We start from the raw sequence: 16,464 nt of genomic DNA, 5'->3' as shown, positions 1-16,464 counted from the left end.
TGTGATCATGAGCCGTATCGAAGCGCCCAGCTCCGAAGGCGCAGACTCCGCAGCGACCGGCAACCTCGTCGATCTCCTGCTCGGCGGCCTGCCCGCCGAGGCCGTGCTCACCGACGCCGACGTCACGGCCTCCTACGCCCACGACATGGCGAGCTTCTGCCCGGCCGGCGCCCCGGCCGCGGTCGTCCTGCCCCGCACGGTCGAGCAGGTCCAGCACGTGATGCGCACCGCCACCGCCCTGCGCGTCCCGGTCGTCCCGCAGGGCGCCCGCACCGGACTGTCCGGCGCCGCGAACGCCTCCGACGGCTGCATCGTGCTCTCCCTGACCAAGATGGACCGGATCCTGGAGATCAACCCGGTCGACCGCATCGCCGTCGTCGAGCCCGGCGTGATCAACGCCGCCCTGTCCCGGGCCGTCGGCGAACACGGCCTGTACTACCCGCCGGACCCCTCCAGCTGGGAGATGTGCACCATCGGCGGCAACATCGGCACGGCCTCGGGCGGCCTGTGCTGCGTGAAGTACGGGGTCACCGCCGAGTACGTCCTCGGACTGGACGTCGTGCTGGCCGACGGGCGGCTCATGTCCACCGGCCGCCGCACCGCCAAGGGCGTCGCCGGGTACGACCTGACCCGTCTGTTCGTCGGCTCCGAGGGCTCGCTCGGCATCGTCGTACGAGCCGTGCTCGGCCTGCGCCCCAAGCCGCCCGAGCAGCTCGTGCTGGCCGCCGAGTTCGCCTCCGGGGCCGCCGCCTGCGACGCCGTGTGCCGCATCATGGAGGGCGGACACGTCCCGTCACTCCTCGAACTCATGGACCGTACGACGGTCAAGGCCGTCAACGACATGGCGCAGATGGGCCTGCCGGAGAGCACCGAGGGCCTGCTGCTCGCCGCCTTCGACACCACCGACCCGGCCGCCGACCTTGCCGCCGTCGGCGCGCTGTGCGAGGCCGCCGGTGCCACCCAGGTCGTACCGGCCGACGACGCGGCGGAGTCCGAGCTGCTCCTCCAGGCGCGGCGGTTGTCGCTCACCGCGCTGGAGGCGGTCAAGGGCGTGACGATGATCGACGACGTGTGCGTGCCCCGCTCCCGGCTCGCCGAGATGCTCGAAGGGGTCGACCGGATCGCCGAGAAATACCAGCTCACCATCGGGGTCGTCGCCCATGCGGGGGACGGCAACACCCACCCGACGGTGTGTTTCGACCAGGCGGATCCCGAGGAGTCCCGGCGCGCCCGCGAGTCCTTCGACGAGATCATGGCCCTCGGTCTGGAACTCGGCGGCACCATCACCGGTGAGCACGGCGTCGGCGTGCTGAAGAAGGAGTGGCTGGCGCGCGAGATCGGCCCCGTGGGGATGGAGATGCAGCGGGCCGTCAAACAGGCCTTCGACCCGCTGGGCATCCTGAACCCGGGCAAGCTGTTCTGACGGCCGTGTCCTCGCCGGTCTGGCCGGTCTCGCTGGTCTCGCCGGTCTCGCCGGCCTCACTGGGCGAGCAGCTGGGCCAGCTCGTCGTCGAGGCCGAGCTGCTCACCCTCCGTCCCCGGCGGGACCACCCGCAGCGTGCGCTCCAGCCAGGCCGACACCGGGGCCGCAGGGGCCTCCAGCAGGGCGTCCCCGTCGGGTGAGGTCAGCGCCACCAGCACGATGCTGCGCCCCTCGGCCTTCGTCGGCCATACGTGCACGTCCCCCCGCCCGCACGGCCGGAACACGCCCTCCACCAGCAGGTCCCGGGCGAACGTCCAGTGCACGGGGTGCGCGGAGTCGATGTGGAAGGTGACGTGCACGGCGTACGGATCGTCGGTGACATATCCGAGCCGGGCCGGCACCGGGATCCGGCGCTCCGGCGACAGGACGAGTTTCAGCTCCAGTTCGCGTTCCACCACGGTGCGCATGGCGGTGTTCCCTTCTCTGCACGGCTGCCCGCGAGGGCCGGTCGGGAGGAGAGAGCGCGCGGGGGCGGCGGCATTACGCGTGTTGCCGGAAGTTTTTTCGCAGGGGGAGGCGTACGGCCGCGCGATCCGTAGCACATCGGTGCTCGAAAGGGGTGGGTCCGGTGGGAGCGGCGGTGGGGGTTGCGCACGTCTGATAGATGTGGAGGCCCCCATTTGGCCCTCGAGCAGATACGGGACGACGGAGATGAGCGCCCCAACCCCGGCCCCCGGTGACGACAGGCCCCGCGAAGGTTATTACCCGGACCCGTCCATTCCTGGATATGTCCGGTACTGGAACGGTGCCTCCTGGGTACCGGGCACCAGCCGTCCCGCGCCCAAGGACGGCGAGACGCTCGCACCGCCGCCCGGTGCGGGGGCGGAGCAGCCCGGCGCCGCCGCCTCCGGCGCCTCCCCCTCCCCCTCCGGCTCTGCCTCGGCCTCGGTCGAGGAGACCGGTCCGCACTTCTTCGACGAGGACCCGGCCGACGAGCCGTCCCCCGCCGACGCCCAGCACGGCAGCCGTCCCGAACCCGCGTCCGCCTGGGGCGCCGACCGCTCCCGTCAGTCGGGCTTCGGCGGCGATCCGGACCGCCGCGTCTCGTGGGGCGCACCGCAGGGCGCGCAGGGCGCCGACCCGAGGGTGTCGCACGCCGACCGGCAGCCGGCCGGCGAGTCCGCCCCACAGGGGGATTCACCGTCTCCCGCCGACCAGGAGGCGAACGCCGCGGAGGCGGGCAGCACGTTCGTCTTCCGTCGCCCGACGGGGAAGGCCGGGGGAGGAGCCCCCGCCGATGCCCCCGACGAGGGCACGATGACGTTCCGCGCGGTGTCGCCGCGTCCGGGCACGGCCGCGTCCGGAAGCGGCTCCGAGCCGGCCGGTGGCCCCGGCGGCAACTCCGGGACTCCGGGGTTCGGTTCCGCGGGCTCGGTGGGCTCAGTGGGCTCGGGCGGTCCGGGCAGTGGCCCGGCGGCGTCCGGGTTCGGCGCGCAGGCCGGGTCGGGCGGCCCCGGTGGCAACTCGGCAGGGTCTGGTTTCGGCGCGCAGGGAGGGGCGGCGGGCTCCGGTGCCTCGGGCTTCGGGGCGGCGGGGTCCGGTTTCGGAGCCCAGGCCGGCCCGGCCGGCAGCCCGGCGGGACCCGCCTTCGGCGCGCCGGGCGGCCCGGCCGCCTCCGCCGACGCCTCGAACCGCCCCGGCTTCGGCGCCGGGAAGGCCGCCGCCGCCCGGGCCGCCGCACCGGCAGACCCCGGCGTCCAGGCCTCCGCAGCCGCCCCGACGGCGCTGTCCGGGCCCCAGTCGGCGCCCACCGTCCCCCCGCAGTCCGGCGGGCCCCAGCCCGGCCCCGCCGCCTCCGCCACGCCCCTCAGCGCCGGCCCCGGCGGCGGTCAGTCCTCCTGGGCGCAGCAGGTGCACCGGCTCGCCGGAGCGGGCGGCGGTGACGAGCAGCCCGTCGCGCCCTGGAAGCCGCCCACCGAGGACATCTTCCAGGCGGCCGCCCGGCGCCAGGCGTCGGCCCGCCCCGCGGGGCTCGGCAAGCGGCTGGTCGCCCGGCTGCTGGACACCCTCGTCCTCGCCGGCGTCACCGCCGGGGCCGCCGTACCGCTCGGCATCAAGGCGGTCGACCACGTCAACGAGAAGATCGAGGAGGCCAAGCTCTCCGGCGAGACCGTCACGGTCTGGCTGCTCGACGGCACCACGTCGGTGTACCTCGGCATCGTCCTGGCCGTCCTGCTGCTCGTCGGCGTCGTCACCGAGGTGCTGCCCACCGCCAAGTGGGGCCGCACTCTCGGCAAGAAGCTGATGGGTCTCGAAGTGCGGGACATCGAGGGCCATGACGCCCCGGAGTTCGGCGCGGCCCTGCGCCGCTGGCTGGTCTACAGCGTGCCCGGACTCCTCGTCGTCGGGATCGTCGGCATCGCCTGGTGCCTCTTCGACAAGCCGTGGCGCCAGTGCTGGCACGACAAGGCCGCGCACACGTTCGTGGCGGGCTGAGCGGCACCCGTACGTCCGGCACGGGAGGGCGTCGTACCGCTGCGGCACCAGGTGGAGCCGTACCTCGGACGGCCGCCCGCCGGATGCGGAGCCGTGGGGTTCGCGGTCGACTCGGGCCATGAGCAGTGAACCGCCCCCCGGCTCCGGTCAGCAGCCCCCGGAAGACGATCCGTTCAGGAAGCGGCCCCCGGGCGAACAGCCCGGCGAGGGCGCGGTCCCGCCCCACGGCAACGAGCCCCCGCCGTACCCGGGCGGCGGCCAGAGCGGCGCTCCAGGCGGCGGCCCTCCCGGCGGCGGCCAAGGCGGCCCCTACGGAGGTCCTCCCGGCGGTGGCCCCTACGGCGGTCCTCCGGGTGGCGGCCCTTACGACGGTCCTCCCGGCGGCGGCCCCTACGGCGGTGACTCCTACCCCACCGACCCCCTCGCCGGCATGCCCCCGCTCGCCGACAGCGGCAAGCGCACGCTCGCCCGCATCCTCGACATGATCCTGGTGGGTGTCGTCGTCTGGCTGCTCACCTGGGGCTTCGACGTCAACGAGTACGACGTGGACAGCGACCGCATCGAGGTCGGCAGGTCCGTCTGGCAGTCGGCGGTCGCCGCCGTCCTCTACATCGCCTACGACACGATCCTGACCGCGCGCACCGGCCAGACCCTCGGCAAGAAGCTGCTGCACATGCGGGTGGCCAACCTCGACAACGGCGCCACGCCCTCCGTGCAGAACGCGCTGATGCGCGCGGCGGTGCTGTGGCTCCCGTTCGCCTTCTGCTGTGCCTGCGTCTGGACCGCGATCTCGGGCGGCTGGAGCTTCTTCGACCGGCCCTACAAGCAGGGCCTGCACGACAAGGCGGCCAAAACGGTCGTGGTCAGCACCAATTGAGGCACCTCACCGATCGAGGCACAGACGAATCAACCGGAGGTGAGGAAGGGCCGGTCGGCGGTCAGGAGACCGCCCGCTCGCGCACCGGCTCCGGGGCCGGCGCGCGCACCGAGGCCCGTACCGGTTCCTCGGGCGCGGGCTGTTCCACCGCCGCCGGGCGCTTCCCGGGCAGCGGCACGGTCATGGCGACCAGCAGCCCGAGGGCGAGCGCCGCGACGGCGATGATCGCGATCCCCACGCCCGAACTCGTCTGTGACAGCAGCAGCATGGCGAGGGTCGAGAAGATCACGGTGCAGGAACCGTAGGCGAGCTGTGCGGCAGTCGGACGGGGCATGGCCATCATGTCCTCGAAGTGGGGGTCCACGGGGGTGTCGGCCTGGCATTCCGCCAGCTTCCGGGCGTTCCGCCAAGCGACTCTAACCGGCAGGGTGCCCGAGTGGAACGGACAGTAAGCGTGACCTAACCAACAGGGCCGGAGCACAGGGGGCGCACGGAGTCATGGCGTCCAGGTAGTGGACATATGCGCGCGCCGACCGGACGGTGGCACGTGCCCGCCGGACGCCGACCCGTTCCTTCAGGACGGCGGACACCGCCAGCCGGATGTCGCGGTGGTTGTCCGTAAAACGAACACCGGCTCCGCATAGTGCACTTGACCTGTCCAAGTCAAGATCTGTCTTTTCTTCTAAACCTCTAGTCAAATGTCGTCACTTGACTACACGCGTTGATCACGCGCGCGCGGACTCCTTCACACCAGACCCCTTCCTCCGCGCGCACGAACGCGGGGGAGGAACTCAAGTGACCAGTAGACCCTGGACGTTCAGAGCGGCCGCCATAGGCGTGGCGCTCGCGGCGGCCACCGCCACCGCCTCTGCCTACGCGGTGGCCGACGACACCTCCGCCCCCAGGTCCACCACCGTGGACCGGCACGACCCGGCGGATCGCCACCACGGCGAGCACGACCTCGAAGGCCCGCTGAGCAAGACGCAGGAGGCCCAGCGTCAGGAGGCCCTGAAGCAGGTCATATCCGGCAAGAACACGGTCAAGAACCGTGACGGCTCCAAGGTCGTCCAGCTCAAGAGCAAGAAGGGCGACAGCAAGTACGTCGAGCTCGGCCGCGAGAAGACCGACAAGATCTTCACCATCCTGGTCGAGTTCGGCGACAAGATCAGCGAGTTCGGCGGCACGCCCGGCCCGCTGCACAACCAGATAGCCAAGCCGGACCGCAAGAAGGACAACTCCACGGCCTGGCGGGCGGACTACGACCAGGAGTACTTCCAGGACCTCTACTTCGGCACCGGCAAGAACACCGAGTCGGTGAAGAAGTACTACGAGAAGCAGTCCTCCGGCCGTTACTCGGTCGAGGGCGAGGTCTCCGACTGGGTCAAGGTCCCCTACAACGAGGCCCGTTACGGCAACAACGCCTGCGGTGACAAAAACTGCCCGAGCGTGTGGAACGTCGTCAGCGACGGTCTGAACGCGTGGGTCTCCCAGCAGAAGGCGGCTGGGAAGACCGACGCCGAGATCAAGGCGGACGTCAAGCAGTACGACCAGTGGGACCGCTACGACTTCGACGGCGACGGCGACTTCAACGAGTCGGACGGCTACATCGACCACTTCCAGGTCGTGCACGCCGGTGAGGACGAGTCCGCAGGCGGCGGCGCGCAGGGCGAGGACGCGATCTGGGCCCACCGCTGGTACGCCTTCGGCACCGACGCCGGCGCCACCGGCCCCGAGGACAACAAGCTCGGCGGCGCGAAGATCGGCGACACCGGCATCTGGGTCGGCGACTACACCGTCCAGCCGGAGAACGGCGGACTCGGCGTCTACGCCCACGAGTACGGCCACGACCTCGGCCTGCCGGACCACTACGACACCACCGGCGGCGGCGAGAACTCCACCGGCTTCTGGACCCTGATGTCCTCCGGCTCCTGGCTCGGCACCGGCAAGAACGAGATCGGTGACCTGCCCGGCGACATGACCGCCTGGGACAAGCTCCAGCTGGGCTGGCTGAACTACGACACCGCCAAGGCGGGCGTCAACTCCTGGCACAAGCTGGGCCTTTCCGAGTACCACACCAAGCACAAGCAGGCCCTGGTGGTGGAGCTGCCGAAGAAGGCCGTCACCACCCGGCTCGTCACCCCGGCCCAGGGCGCCACCCAGTGGTGGAGCGGCAGCGGCAACAACCTGACGAACACGCTGACCCGTTCCGTCGACCTGACCGGGAAGAAGTCGGCGTCGCTGACCTTCGACGGCTGGTACGAGATCGAGGCCAACTACGACCACCTCTACGCCGAGGTCTCGACCGACGGCGGCGCCAACTGGACCGCCCTGGACGGCACCGTGGACGGCAAGCCGATCCCGCGGGACGGCAGCGACAAGCCGGCCCTGAGCGGCGCGGTCGACGGCTACAAGAAGCTGGCGTACTCCCTGGACGCCTACGCGGGCAGGAAGTTCGACCTGCGCTTGCGCTACCAGACCGACGGCGGCCTGGCGATGAAGGGCTTCACGGCCGACCGGATCGCCGTGACCGCCGACGGCGCCACCGTCTTCTCCGACGACGCCGAGTCCGGGGACGCGGCCTGGACGGCGAAGGGCTTCTCCCGCATGGGCGAGTCCTTCACCAAGGACTACGCGCAGTACTACATCGCGGAGAACCGCCAGTACGTGTCGTACGACAAGACCCTCAAGGTCGGCCCGTACAACTTCGGCTTCACCGACAGCCGTCCGGACTGGGTGGAGCACTACGCGTACCAGAACGGCCTGCTGATCTGGAAGTGGGACACCTCCCAGGCGGACAACAACACCAGCGAGCACCCGGGCACCGGTCTGCTGCTGCCGATCGACTCGCACCCGACCCCGCTGAAGTGGTCCGACGGCACGCTGATGCGCAACCGCATCCAGAGCTACGACGCGCCGTTCAGCAGGTTCCGCACGGACGGCATGACGCTGCACAACGCGGGCGTGGCGACCCGGATCCCGTCGTCGAAGGGCGTGCCGGTCTTCAACGACCGCACCCACGACTACTACGACGAGTCGAACGAGGCCGCCGGCGTCAAGATCACTGACACCAACACGAAAATCAAGGTCCTCAAGGAGGCCCGCGACGGCTCGACGATCGAGCTCGAGGTCGGCCCCGCGGCGGAGTAGATCGCGTTTTACCAGGTCAGAGCATGATCGGCGGTGACCCACTGGCGGGTCACCGCCGATCCGTGTTTAGGTGCGTCCTGTGGCTCGCTTATTGACACCGACCGACACGGGGGTATGACCACATGGCCGCAGGAGGTTTCTGCAAGCTGCCGAACGGCACGGTGGTGGTGGCACTGAACCTGCCCAGCCCCGCCGCGGACGGCCCCGGCGCCGTCCGCGTCCTCGTCCATTCCGCGAACCGCGCCCGAGCCCTGACCAGGCTCCGCAACCTGGGCCTGCGCTCGGTCTACCTGCGCGGCAACGCCGCCCCACCGACCCCCGACGAGATCACCGCGGTCCTCCACCACCCCGACGGCCTCATATGGCGCACGGCCCCCGACAACGGTGTCGTCGGCAGCCCGGACCTGGTCCAGGAGCTGTGGCGCCCGATCAGGTCGCTGCTGCGGCGCCCGGCGGCTCCCGCGTAGACCGCCCGTCAGCCGGAAAATCCGCCCGGGGGCGAACGTTTCCCCCTGCTCCTCCGTCTCAGTAGCGATGGTGCCGTCGAGGGGTTGCGGTGGGGGACTGTGCTGGCCGAGGAACAGGATCTTCTCAGCGTCGCGCAGATCCGCCGTGTGAAGGCGGTGCTGGCCCTGGGCGGAGTCCCACGGGACGATCAGGCCGACGGTGTGCAGCAGGTGCGGCTCCGCCTGATCGAACGGCTCGCCCGGGGGGCCGAGGCCCCCCGGGACCTGGGCGCGTGGGCCGTGGCGGTGGCCTCCAACTACGCGGTGGACTGGCACCGCGGCAGGAACCGGCAGGAGCGCGTCAGCGAGCGGCTCAAGACCATGGGCGCATGGCGGGAGACCGTGCCGGGACCGGAGGACGAGCTGCTCACACTGGCCGTCGCCGAGGGCCTCGACGCGCTGCCCGCGCTCCAGCGGCAGGTGCTGATCCTGCGCTACTACGCGGACCTGACCGTGCCCCGGATCGCCGAGGTGCTGGCCATACCCGCCGGCACCGTCAAGAGCCGTCTGCACGCGGCTGTCCGGGCCATGCGAGAACGTCTCGAAGCGGATGCGGTGGTGGAGCGGTGAAGGACGCGCGGTCAGGAGACCGGGAGATGGAGGCTCTCATGGGAGAGAAGCTGAAGTTCATCGGAGGTCTCATGGAGGAAGACGAGCAGCCGGCCGTGGCCGCGCCCCCGGCCACGCGCGGCAACAGGGTCCGCAACGCACTCCTGGCGTCCCTGGGCCTCGCGGCGGCAGCGGCGCTGCTCCTCACGCTGTGGGCCCCCTGGTCCTCTCCCGAGGAGGCGGAGGCGAAGCCCGACCAGTCGGGGATCGTCGCCTGCTCGAAGCTGATCGTGACGGGCACGGTGAGCGGTACGGAGGCCGCGGGTGACGAAAAGGTGCGCATCCGGCTGAATGTCGAGAAATATCTCAAGCCCTCGACCGGCCCCGGAAAATCGGAATTCCTGGTACCGGAACAGGACGGGGCGGCCTACAAAACAGGAGCGCGAGTACTGGTGAGCGTCTCGCGATTCGACGGCGAGGTGCCGCTGCTTTTCACGGGCCGGGAGATCGAGCCGACGTGGGAATGGATGGAAGCGGAAGTCGGTAATCCTGATACTCCCGCCTGCTCGGGACGCGGATAGGAAATATTCCCTTCCTTGGTGATCTCCGACCTGCTACTGTCGGCGCGATCACAGTCGGGGAAAGATTTCTTTCTGTTCCGTGGGGGGGTTGTGAAAGTGAAATCAGGGGGATTTCTGCGGGCGCTCGCCGCTGCAGCGGTGATCGGGGCCGTGGCGGCCGGGATCGCCACGTCCTCGGCTTTGGCGGAAGGGTCGTCCTCGGCGGCAGGCTCGTCCGCGCACCGTGACGCGCACCCGGAACGGGTCGTGCACGGCCGGGAGGACTTCAGCTTCAGCACCGTGAACGCGTTGGTGGGAACGTCCCCGGTCCTCGTGCGCGGGACCGTGCTGAGCGCCGAGCCCGGCCGGAAGGTCGGCAGCGCGGAGGAGGGCGGCATCGACCAGGCGCGCAACGTGACGCTTCGGGTCGACGCCGTGATGAAGAACAGCGGCTACACCATCCCGTCGACCATCACGGTCGAGGAGTGGGGTTGGGACGGGGCCGGCAACGCCTACCAGATGGAGCACCTCACCTGGAGCCAGGTGGGCGACACCGGCTACTTCTTCCTGGACAAGGATGTCATGCTCACGACATAGAGGTATGTGAGCAGTCAGGGCAGGGTCCTGGTCAAGGACGGGCTCACGAAGTCCTCCGCCGACCCTGACGGTCCGCTGTTCCCGCTGATCGAGGGGCGGACCAACACGGACTTCTACGCGGAGCTCAAGCGGCTGCTCGACCCGGCCAACGCCGGGCAGCTCACCGTTCTGCCGCAGCCCGTGCCGGCCAACGGCGACCAGCAGAACGAGGTGCCGGACGACGGTGCCACCGAGCCGGTGCCCGACGACTCGACGAACGACGGCTCCGAGCCGACTCCGTACCCGTCGTCCACGTGACGCCGCCCGGTCCTGTCCTCGCCTCGCCTCGCCTCGCCAGGGAGTAGAACATCGTGAAGAGCTCTCGCAGACTCATGGCCGTGGTGGCGGTGTCCGCAGCCCTCGCCCTGAGCGTGCCGTTCACCGCGCACGCCGGCCATGACGACAACGGAACCGACCCGGACAACCGGAACCAGGCGGTCAAGGGGTTCAGCCTCACCACCAACGGCACCAAGGCGATGAACCACGGGAAGAGCCAGCTGGAAAGAAGTGTCATCACCACGTCATGGGGCGGCGGTGACATCGAGGTCTACGACTCCAATTACGGCGACAACGGCTGGCACGGGAAGGCGGACTGCACCGACTGGAACGCGCTGTGGACGTCCTGCGACATCGTCCGGGTGCGTTTCAACACCTACCAGTACAAGACGGCGTCCCAATGGAAGAGCCTGGGCTGCCACGAATTCGGTCACACCGCGGATCTCGGGCACCGCAGCAGGAGCAATGACACGGACAACAATTCGTGCATGCGCGTGGAAATCTGGCCGCAGTACTACGACCAGCACGACCTGAACGCCATCAAGGCGGGGACGTGATGTCGAAGATATTGTGGGTCGTCAGCTGTGCCGCCGTCGCCGTCGCCGCATTCTTCGCGGTCACCTGGATGCGCGCGGGCGGGGAAGGCGTCGATGTGGACGCCTTCCGGAAGACAGCCGCGCGGACGGATTTCTGCAAGGAGGCCGCGCCGCTCGACATCTCCCGGTCGGAGGAACTGACTCCGCACGATCGCCGGCACGTCATCGAGGGCCTTCAGGCCATGGCGCCTGACGGCATCGCCGAGGAATTCGACCGGCTCCTGGAGTGGTACGCGCACCCGGAGGAGGACGAGCGGGACAGGTCCAAGCAGGCCAGTGTCCGCGTCGGCGAGTTCATCGAGCGGAGCTGCGACGACATCAACATCGGAGGAATCCGCGCCTAGCGGTCACCGGCGGTCACCGACGGTCACCGGCGGTCACCGGCGGTCGCCCCGGGCCCACGGCCCCGGCGGCCGCTGGACACCTATTGCACGACCGGCTTCCCCGAGAGCTCCACGCCCGCTTCCCGCAGCTCCTCCAGGGCCCGCTCGGTGGTCTCCTGGGACACCCCGGCCGTGAGGTCGAGGAGGACGTGGGTGCTGAAGCCCTCCTTCGCGGCGTCCAGGGCCGTGGCGCGTACGCAGTGGTCCGTGGCGATGCCGACCACGTCGACCTCGGTGACCTCGCGGGAGCGGAGCCAGTCGGCCAGTCTTGTGCCGTTCTCGTCCGTGCCCTCGAAGCCGCTGTACGCCGCCGCGTACGCGCCCTTGTCGAAGACGGCGTCGACGGAGCCGGACGCGACGGCGGGGGCGAAGTTCGGGTGGAAGCCGACGCCCTCCGTGCCGGCGACGCAGTGCGCGGGCCAGGAGCGGACGTAGTCGGGGTTGGCGGAGAAGTGGCCGCCGGGGGCGATGTGGTGGTCGCGGGTGGCCACGACGTGCTGGTAGCCGGACCCGGCCGCCTGGCCGATCAGCTCGGTGACGGCGGCGGCCACGTCGGCACCGCCGGCCACCGCGAGGCTGCCCCCCTCGCAGAAGTCGTTCTGCACGTCTACGACGATCAAGGCGCGGCGCATGGTCGGTGTCCTTCGGCTATGAGGTCGGCAAGCCCGGCCGGTGAACTTCCGAGCCTATTGACATGGAGGGCGAGACGGGAGGGGGCACGGGTCGGCGCATCGCGGCACACCCCCTAGCTACCCCCGGCTCCCTGCGCGTACTCCGTCGGAAGGACGGGCTCCCCGCGCGAGAGCTGCGTGGCCGACATCGGGAGCCCCGCACGCGCCGCCGCGTGCCGGTCCCGTGCCGCGTCCAGCGGCTCGCGGGCGACGACCTCGCCGCCCTTGACCAGCTCCACCAGCAGCTGCCGGTCCGCGAGCTCGGCCGGCACCGGCCCGGTGCCGACCACCTCGGCCTCGGCGACCCCGTAGGAGTCCAGCCGCCGCGCGGCCCACTTGCGTCCGCCCACGGACGTCTTGCCCCCGCTCGACTTCTTCGCCACCGGCACCAGCGGCGCGTTCGGGTCGGTGGACTCGGCCCGTGCGACCAGCTTGTAGACCATCGAGGACGTCGGGTGCCCGGACCCGGTCACCAGCTGCGTACCGACGCCGTACGCGTCCACCGGCGCCGCCGCCAGCGAGGCGATCGCGTACTCGTCCAGGTCCGAGGTCACAATGATCTTCGTGTCGGTCGCGCCCAGCTCGTCCAGCTGCTGCCGCACCCGGTGCGCCACCAGCAGCAGGTCTCCGGAGTCGATCCGCACGGCCCCGAGCCCGGTCCCGGCGACCTCGACGGCCGTACGGACCGCCTCGGCGACGTCGTACGTGTCCACCAGCAGCGTCGTGCCCCGCCCCAGCGTGTTCACCTGGGCCTGGAAGGCGTCCCGCTCGCTGTCGTGCAGGAGGGTGAAGGCGTGGGCGGAGGTGCCGACGGTGGGGATGCCGTAGCGGAACCCGGCGGCCAGGTCCGAGGTGGTCGCGAAGCCGCCCACGTACGCGGCCCGGGACGCCGCCACCGCCGCCAGCTCGTGCGTGCGCCGGGCGCCCATCTCGATCAGCGGCCGGTCCCCGGCGGCCGACGACATGCGCGAGGCGGCCGCGGCGATCGCCGAGTCGTGGTTGAGGATCGACAGGATCACGGTCTCCAGCAGCACACACTCCGCGAAGGTGCCCTCGACCCGCATGATCGGCGAGCCCGGGAAGTACACCTCGCCCTCGGGGTAGCCCCAGATGTCCCCGCTGAAGCGGTAGCCGGCGAGCCAGTCGAGGGTCTCCCCGCCGACGATCTCGCGCTCGCGAAGGAAGTCGAGGACGCCCGCGTCGAAGCGGAAGTTCTCCACCGCGTCCAGCACTCGCCCGGTGCCCGCCACGACGCCGTAGCGGCGCCCGTTCGGCAGGCGCCGGGTGAAGACCTCGAACACGCTCCGCCGCTCGGCCGTGCCCGCCTCCAGGGCGCCCCGCAGCATCGTCAGCTCGTACTGGTCCGTGAAGAGCGCCGTCGAGGGAACATCCACCGGCAGCCCAAGGTCCGCTGTGTTCATGAGCGGGATCGTACCCCCATTTCGTCAGTCTGACGATTGTGTCTCCGGTCGACGCGATCGCCGTACTTCCAGGCCCGTTTGTGCGACTACCCCCCTTGGGTGGCAGCATGGGCTGTGTGACGTCACCCGCGCCCCTGGAGATCGAACGGACCGAGTCGGCGGAGGAGGTCTTCGCCGTACCCGAGCCGGATGTCCCCTGGGTCACCATCGTCCACAACGACCCGGTCAACCTCATGAGCTATGTGACGTACGTCTTCCAGACGTACTTCGGCTACTCCAAGGACAAGGCCACCAAGCTCATGCTCGACGTCCACCACAAGGGCCGGGCGGTCGTCTCCAGCGGCAGCCGCGAGGAGATGGAACGCGACGTGCAGGCCATGCACGGCTACGGCCTGTGGGCCACCCTCCAGCAGGACCGCAAGTAGCCAGCAGCCCGCCCAGCAGCGAAAAGGCGTTCATGCCCGGAACCTTCGAACCGCTTCCCGGCGGCGGCGCGGCCGTCGCCCTCGACGACGTCGAGATCTCCATCATCCGGTCGCTGGCCGTCCAGCTCCTGGAGCTCATCGGCCCCGGACCCGCCGAGGGCGCCGCCGACGAGGACCCGCTCGCCGAGCTGTTCTCCCAGGGCCCGAGCGAGCCGCCCGACGACCCGGTGCTCAAGCGTCTCTTCCCGGACGCCTACAGCGACCCCGAGGAGCCCGCCTCGCCCCGGGGTGCCGAGGAACAGCGGGCGTACTCCGCCGAGTTCCGCCGCTACACCGAGAACGACCTGCGGGCCGGCAAGCGGGACAACGCCCTCGCGGTGATCCGCTCCCTGGACGCGCTCTCCTCGGCCTCGGCCGGCGAGGGCGGCGCGGTGCTGAAGCTGTCGGCGGAGGAGTCCGAGCGGTGGCTGGGCGCCCTGAACGACCTGCGGCTCGCGATCGGCTCGCGGCTGGAGATCACCGACGAGGAGGACACCGACCTCCTCTACCGCCTCCCGGACGAGGACCCGCGCAAGCCGATGGTGATGGCCTACCTGTGGCTGGGCGGACTCCAGGAGACGCTGGTCGGAACCCTTATGCCCTGATCCGTGCAGGTTCTGTGACCGCCGGGTGACCGATCGGTGTTCGCTCAGCGGACGCTCAAATCCGGATAACGATCGCGTCACCGTGCCCGCCTCCTATGCCGACTTCGGCTGCGCTTTGTCCGGTTTTCCCTGTGCGGTGTGTCACAAGACGCCCGTGTGATCAGTGCTGCCGCCGTGATAAATCTTCACGATCGCCCGGCCGACACCACCCGAATGTCCGGCCGGGTGCGCCACCGAGCCGGCAACCGCCGGCCAGGCACCGCTCCAGCAATCCGGGGGGATCGAGACCCGATCCGAGGCCGACGAAGGTCCGGGTCGGCATGGAGAAAGGCGCACCACACATGACCTCTGCGCAGGTCGACACGGAAAACGTCCCCGAGGAGGGGTACGAGCGCGGACTCGGCAGTCGCCAGGTCCAGATGATCGCGATCGGCGGCGCCATCGGCGTCGGCCTGTTCATGGGTGCCGGAGCGAACATCGCCAAGGCCGGCCCCAGCATCATCCTCATGTACGCCCTCGCGGGCGTAGTCATCTTCTTCATCATGCGGGCGCTGGGTGAACTGCTCCTCTACCGGCCCGTCTCCGGCTCCTTCGCCGAGTACGCCCGCGAATTCCTCGGCCCGTTCTTCGGGTTCGTCACGGGCTGGACGTACTGGCTCATGTGGGTGGTCACCGGCATGGCCGAACTCACGGCCGCCGCGATCTACATCCACTTCTGGTTCCCCGAGATCCCGCAGTGGGTCAGCGCCCTGGTGTTCCTGGTGGTGCTCTTCGGCGTCAACCTGATCTCCGTCAAGATCTTCGGCGAGGTCGAGTTCTGGTTCTCGATGATCAAGGTCACGGCCATCATCGGCATGATCGTCATCGGCCTCGGCGTGCTCACCCTCGGCTTCTCCGACGCCGGTGACACCGCCACCGTCTCCAACCTCTGGTCGCACGACGGCTTCTTCCCGAACGGCATCGGCTCCAGCCTGATGACGCTCCAGGGCGTCATGTTCGCCTACCTCGCCGTCGAGCTCGTCGGCGTCACCGCGGGCGAGTCCGAGAACCCCGAGAAGACCCTGCCCAAGGCCATCAACACCCTGCCCTGGCGCATCATCGTCTTCTACGTCGGCTCGCTGCTGGTGATCCTCTCCGTCGTCAAGTGGACCGAGTTCTCCGACGGCGAGAGCCCGTTCGTCCACGCCTTCGGCGAGATCGGCATCCCGCTCGCCGCGGGCATCGTCAACTTCGTGGTGCTCACCGCGGCCCTGTCGTCCTGCAACTCGGGCATGTACTCGACCGGCCGGATGCTGCGCGACCTCGCCTCCAACAGCGAGGCACCGGGGGCGTTCGGCAAGCTCAACGCCCGCAAGACACCCGCCGTCGGCATCACGGTCTCCGTGGCGCTCATGGGCATCGGCGTCGTCCTGAACTACGTCGTCCCGGAGAAGGCGTTCCTCTACGTCACCTCCGTCGCCACCGCGGCCGGCATCTGGACCTGGATGATGATCCTCGTCAGCCACATCCGCTACCGCGCCGCGGTCGACGCGGGCCGGCTGCGCGCCTCGTCCTTCCCCGCCCCCGGCGGTGCGCTCTTCAGCTGGGTCGCGCTCCTCTTCCTCGTCGGCGTGACCTGCATGATCGCGTACGACAAGGACGCACGGATCTGCCTGTACGTCGCGGCCGGCTGGGCCGTCGCCCTCGGCATCGGCTGGGCGGTCCTCAAGAGCCGCAACCCGCAGATCGCCGAGCGCCGCGACCCGGAGTTCGAGAAGGTCGGCTGAGTTCGAGAAGGCCGGCTGACGAACCAGCCAGGACGTCCAGCCGCAGGGAGTACTCGTGGCACGCCCTGCGGCTGCCGCTCAGGGCGTC

The 16,464-nt window shown here is 70.1% G+C and carries 18 protein-coding genes; 14 read left to right on the top strand and 4 right to left on the bottom strand.

Annotated elements, in window-relative coordinates; genetic code table 11:
* The first annotated feature begins 1 nt into the window (after position 1).
* Positions 2–1,423: an FAD-binding oxidoreductase gene (locus PV963_RS17340; protein WP_274816643.1), complete on the top strand. Its 1,422-nt coding sequence runs from the start codon at positions 2–4 to the stop codon at positions 1,421–1,423.
* A 56-nt stretch (positions 1,424–1,479) separates the two neighbouring features.
* Here the strand turns inward: PV963_RS17340 and PV963_RS17335 are convergent, their stop codons facing one another.
* On the bottom strand, positions 1,480–1,890 hold the full coding sequence (locus tag PV963_RS17335) for an SsgA family sporulation/cell division regulator (protein ID WP_274816642.1): 411 nt from the start codon (positions 1,888–1,890) through the stop codon (positions 1,480–1,482).
* Positions 1,891–2,134: 244 nt separating this feature from the next.
* Between PV963_RS17335 and PV963_RS17330 the strand changes: the two genes are divergently transcribed.
* Positions 2,135–3,919 (top strand): RDD family protein, encoded by a 1,785-nt coding sequence (locus PV963_RS17330; RefSeq protein ID WP_274816641.1) that lies wholly within the window; start codon positions 2,135–2,137, stop codon positions 3,917–3,919.
* A 118-nt stretch (positions 3,920–4,037) separates the two neighbouring features.
* Complete coding sequence (locus PV963_RS17325) at positions 4,038–4,796, top strand: RDD family protein (protein ID WP_274816640.1); 759 nt, start codon at positions 4,038–4,040, stop codon at positions 4,794–4,796.
* 61 nt (positions 4,797–4,857) lie between these two features.
* Here PV963_RS17325 and PV963_RS17320 read toward each other — a convergent pair whose 3' ends face one another.
* Positions 4,858–5,130 (bottom strand): hypothetical protein, encoded by a 273-nt coding sequence (locus tag PV963_RS17320; protein ID WP_274816639.1) that lies wholly within the window; start codon positions 5,128–5,130, stop codon positions 4,858–4,860.
* Between the two features lie 461 nt (positions 5,131–5,591).
* On the opposite strand from PV963_RS17320, the gene PV963_RS17315 reads away from it, so the two are divergent.
* The 8 genes from PV963_RS17315 to PV963_RS17280 all read left to right on the top strand — a co-directional run bounded on the left by PV963_RS17315 (position 5,592) and on the right by PV963_RS17280 (position 11,410).
* Complete coding sequence (locus tag PV963_RS17315; protein ID WP_274816638.1) at positions 5,592–7,943, top strand: immune inhibitor A domain-containing protein; 2,352 nt, start codon at positions 5,592–5,594, stop codon at positions 7,941–7,943.
* Between the two features lie 122 nt (positions 7,944–8,065).
* Complete coding sequence (locus PV963_RS17310) at positions 8,066–8,410, top strand: hypothetical protein (RefSeq protein WP_274816637.1); 345 nt, start codon at positions 8,066–8,068, stop codon at positions 8,408–8,410.
* Positions 8,411–8,494: 84 nt separating this feature from the next.
* Positions 8,495–9,019 carry an RNA polymerase sigma factor gene (locus PV963_RS17305; protein WP_274816636.1) on the top strand — a complete coding sequence of 175 codons (525 nt, stop codon included), beginning with the start codon at positions 8,495–8,497 and terminating at the stop codon, positions 9,017–9,019.
* A 38-nt stretch (positions 9,020–9,057) separates the two neighbouring features.
* Entirely contained in the window at positions 9,058–9,579 is a 522-nt protein-coding gene (locus tag PV963_RS17300; RefSeq protein ID WP_274816635.1) for a hypothetical protein, read from the top strand.
* 18 nt (positions 9,580–9,597) lie between these two features.
* Positions 9,598–10,155 (top strand): hypothetical protein, encoded by a 558-nt coding sequence (locus PV963_RS17295; RefSeq protein ID WP_274816634.1) that lies wholly within the window; start codon positions 9,598–9,600, stop codon positions 10,153–10,155.
* A gap of 6 nt (positions 10,156–10,161) precedes the next feature.
* Positions 10,162–10,452 (top strand): hypothetical protein, encoded by a 291-nt coding sequence (locus PV963_RS17290; protein ID WP_274816633.1) that lies wholly within the window; start codon positions 10,162–10,164, stop codon positions 10,450–10,452.
* A gap of 53 nt (positions 10,453–10,505) precedes the next feature.
* Entirely contained in the window at positions 10,506–11,027 is a 522-nt protein-coding gene (locus PV963_RS17285; protein ID WP_274816632.1) for a hypothetical protein, read from the top strand.
* Positions 11,027–11,410 carry a hypothetical protein gene (locus tag PV963_RS17280; RefSeq protein ID WP_274816631.1) on the top strand — a complete coding sequence of 128 codons (384 nt, stop codon included), beginning with the start codon at positions 11,027–11,029 and terminating at the stop codon, positions 11,408–11,410. Before PV963_RS17285 ends, PV963_RS17280 begins: the two co-directional genes overlap by 1 nt.
* 80 nt (positions 11,411–11,490) lie before the next feature.
* On the opposite strand, the gene PV963_RS17275 is transcribed toward PV963_RS17280, so the two are convergent.
* Both PV963_RS17275 and PV963_RS17270 read right to left on the bottom strand, forming a co-directional pair.
* Positions 11,491–12,081: an isochorismatase family protein gene (locus PV963_RS17275; protein ID WP_274816630.1), complete on the bottom strand. Its 591-nt coding sequence runs from the start codon at positions 12,079–12,081 to the stop codon at positions 11,491–11,493.
* 113 nt (positions 12,082–12,194) lie between these two features.
* The gene (locus tag PV963_RS17270) at positions 12,195–13,541 is read right to left on the bottom strand and encodes a nicotinate phosphoribosyltransferase (protein WP_274816629.1); all 1,347 of its coding nucleotides are present in this window, start codon (positions 13,539–13,541) and stop codon (positions 12,195–12,197) included.
* A 107-nt stretch (positions 13,542–13,648) separates the two neighbouring features.
* Between PV963_RS17270 and clpS the strand changes: the two genes are divergently transcribed.
* The 3 genes from clpS to PV963_RS17255 all read left to right on the top strand — a co-directional run bounded on the left by clpS (position 13,649) and on the right by PV963_RS17255 (position 16,376).
* Entirely contained in the window at positions 13,649–13,966 is a 318-nt protein-coding gene (gene clpS, locus PV963_RS17265; RefSeq protein WP_003990557.1) for an ATP-dependent Clp protease adapter ClpS, read from the top strand.
* A 32-nt stretch (positions 13,967–13,998) separates the two neighbouring features.
* Positions 13,999–14,610: a DUF2017 domain-containing protein gene (locus tag PV963_RS17260; protein WP_274816628.1), complete on the top strand. Its 612-nt coding sequence runs from the start codon at positions 13,999–14,001 to the stop codon at positions 14,608–14,610.
* Between the two features lie 341 nt (positions 14,611–14,951).
* A complete protein-coding gene (locus tag PV963_RS17255) occupies positions 14,952–16,376 on the top strand; it encodes an amino acid permease (RefSeq protein ID WP_274816627.1) in 1,425 nt (474 codons plus the stop codon).
* Positions 16,377–16,464 lie beyond the last annotated feature (88 nt).

It is taken from the genome of Streptomyces coeruleorubidus (assembly GCF_028885415.1).
Taxonomy (GTDB): domain Bacteria; phylum Actinomycetota; class Actinomycetes; order Streptomycetales; family Streptomycetaceae; genus Streptomyces; species Streptomyces coeruleorubidus_A.
The sequence above is the reverse complement of the archived record's forward strand: the minus strand, read 5'-3'. Positions and strand labels throughout refer to the sequence as shown.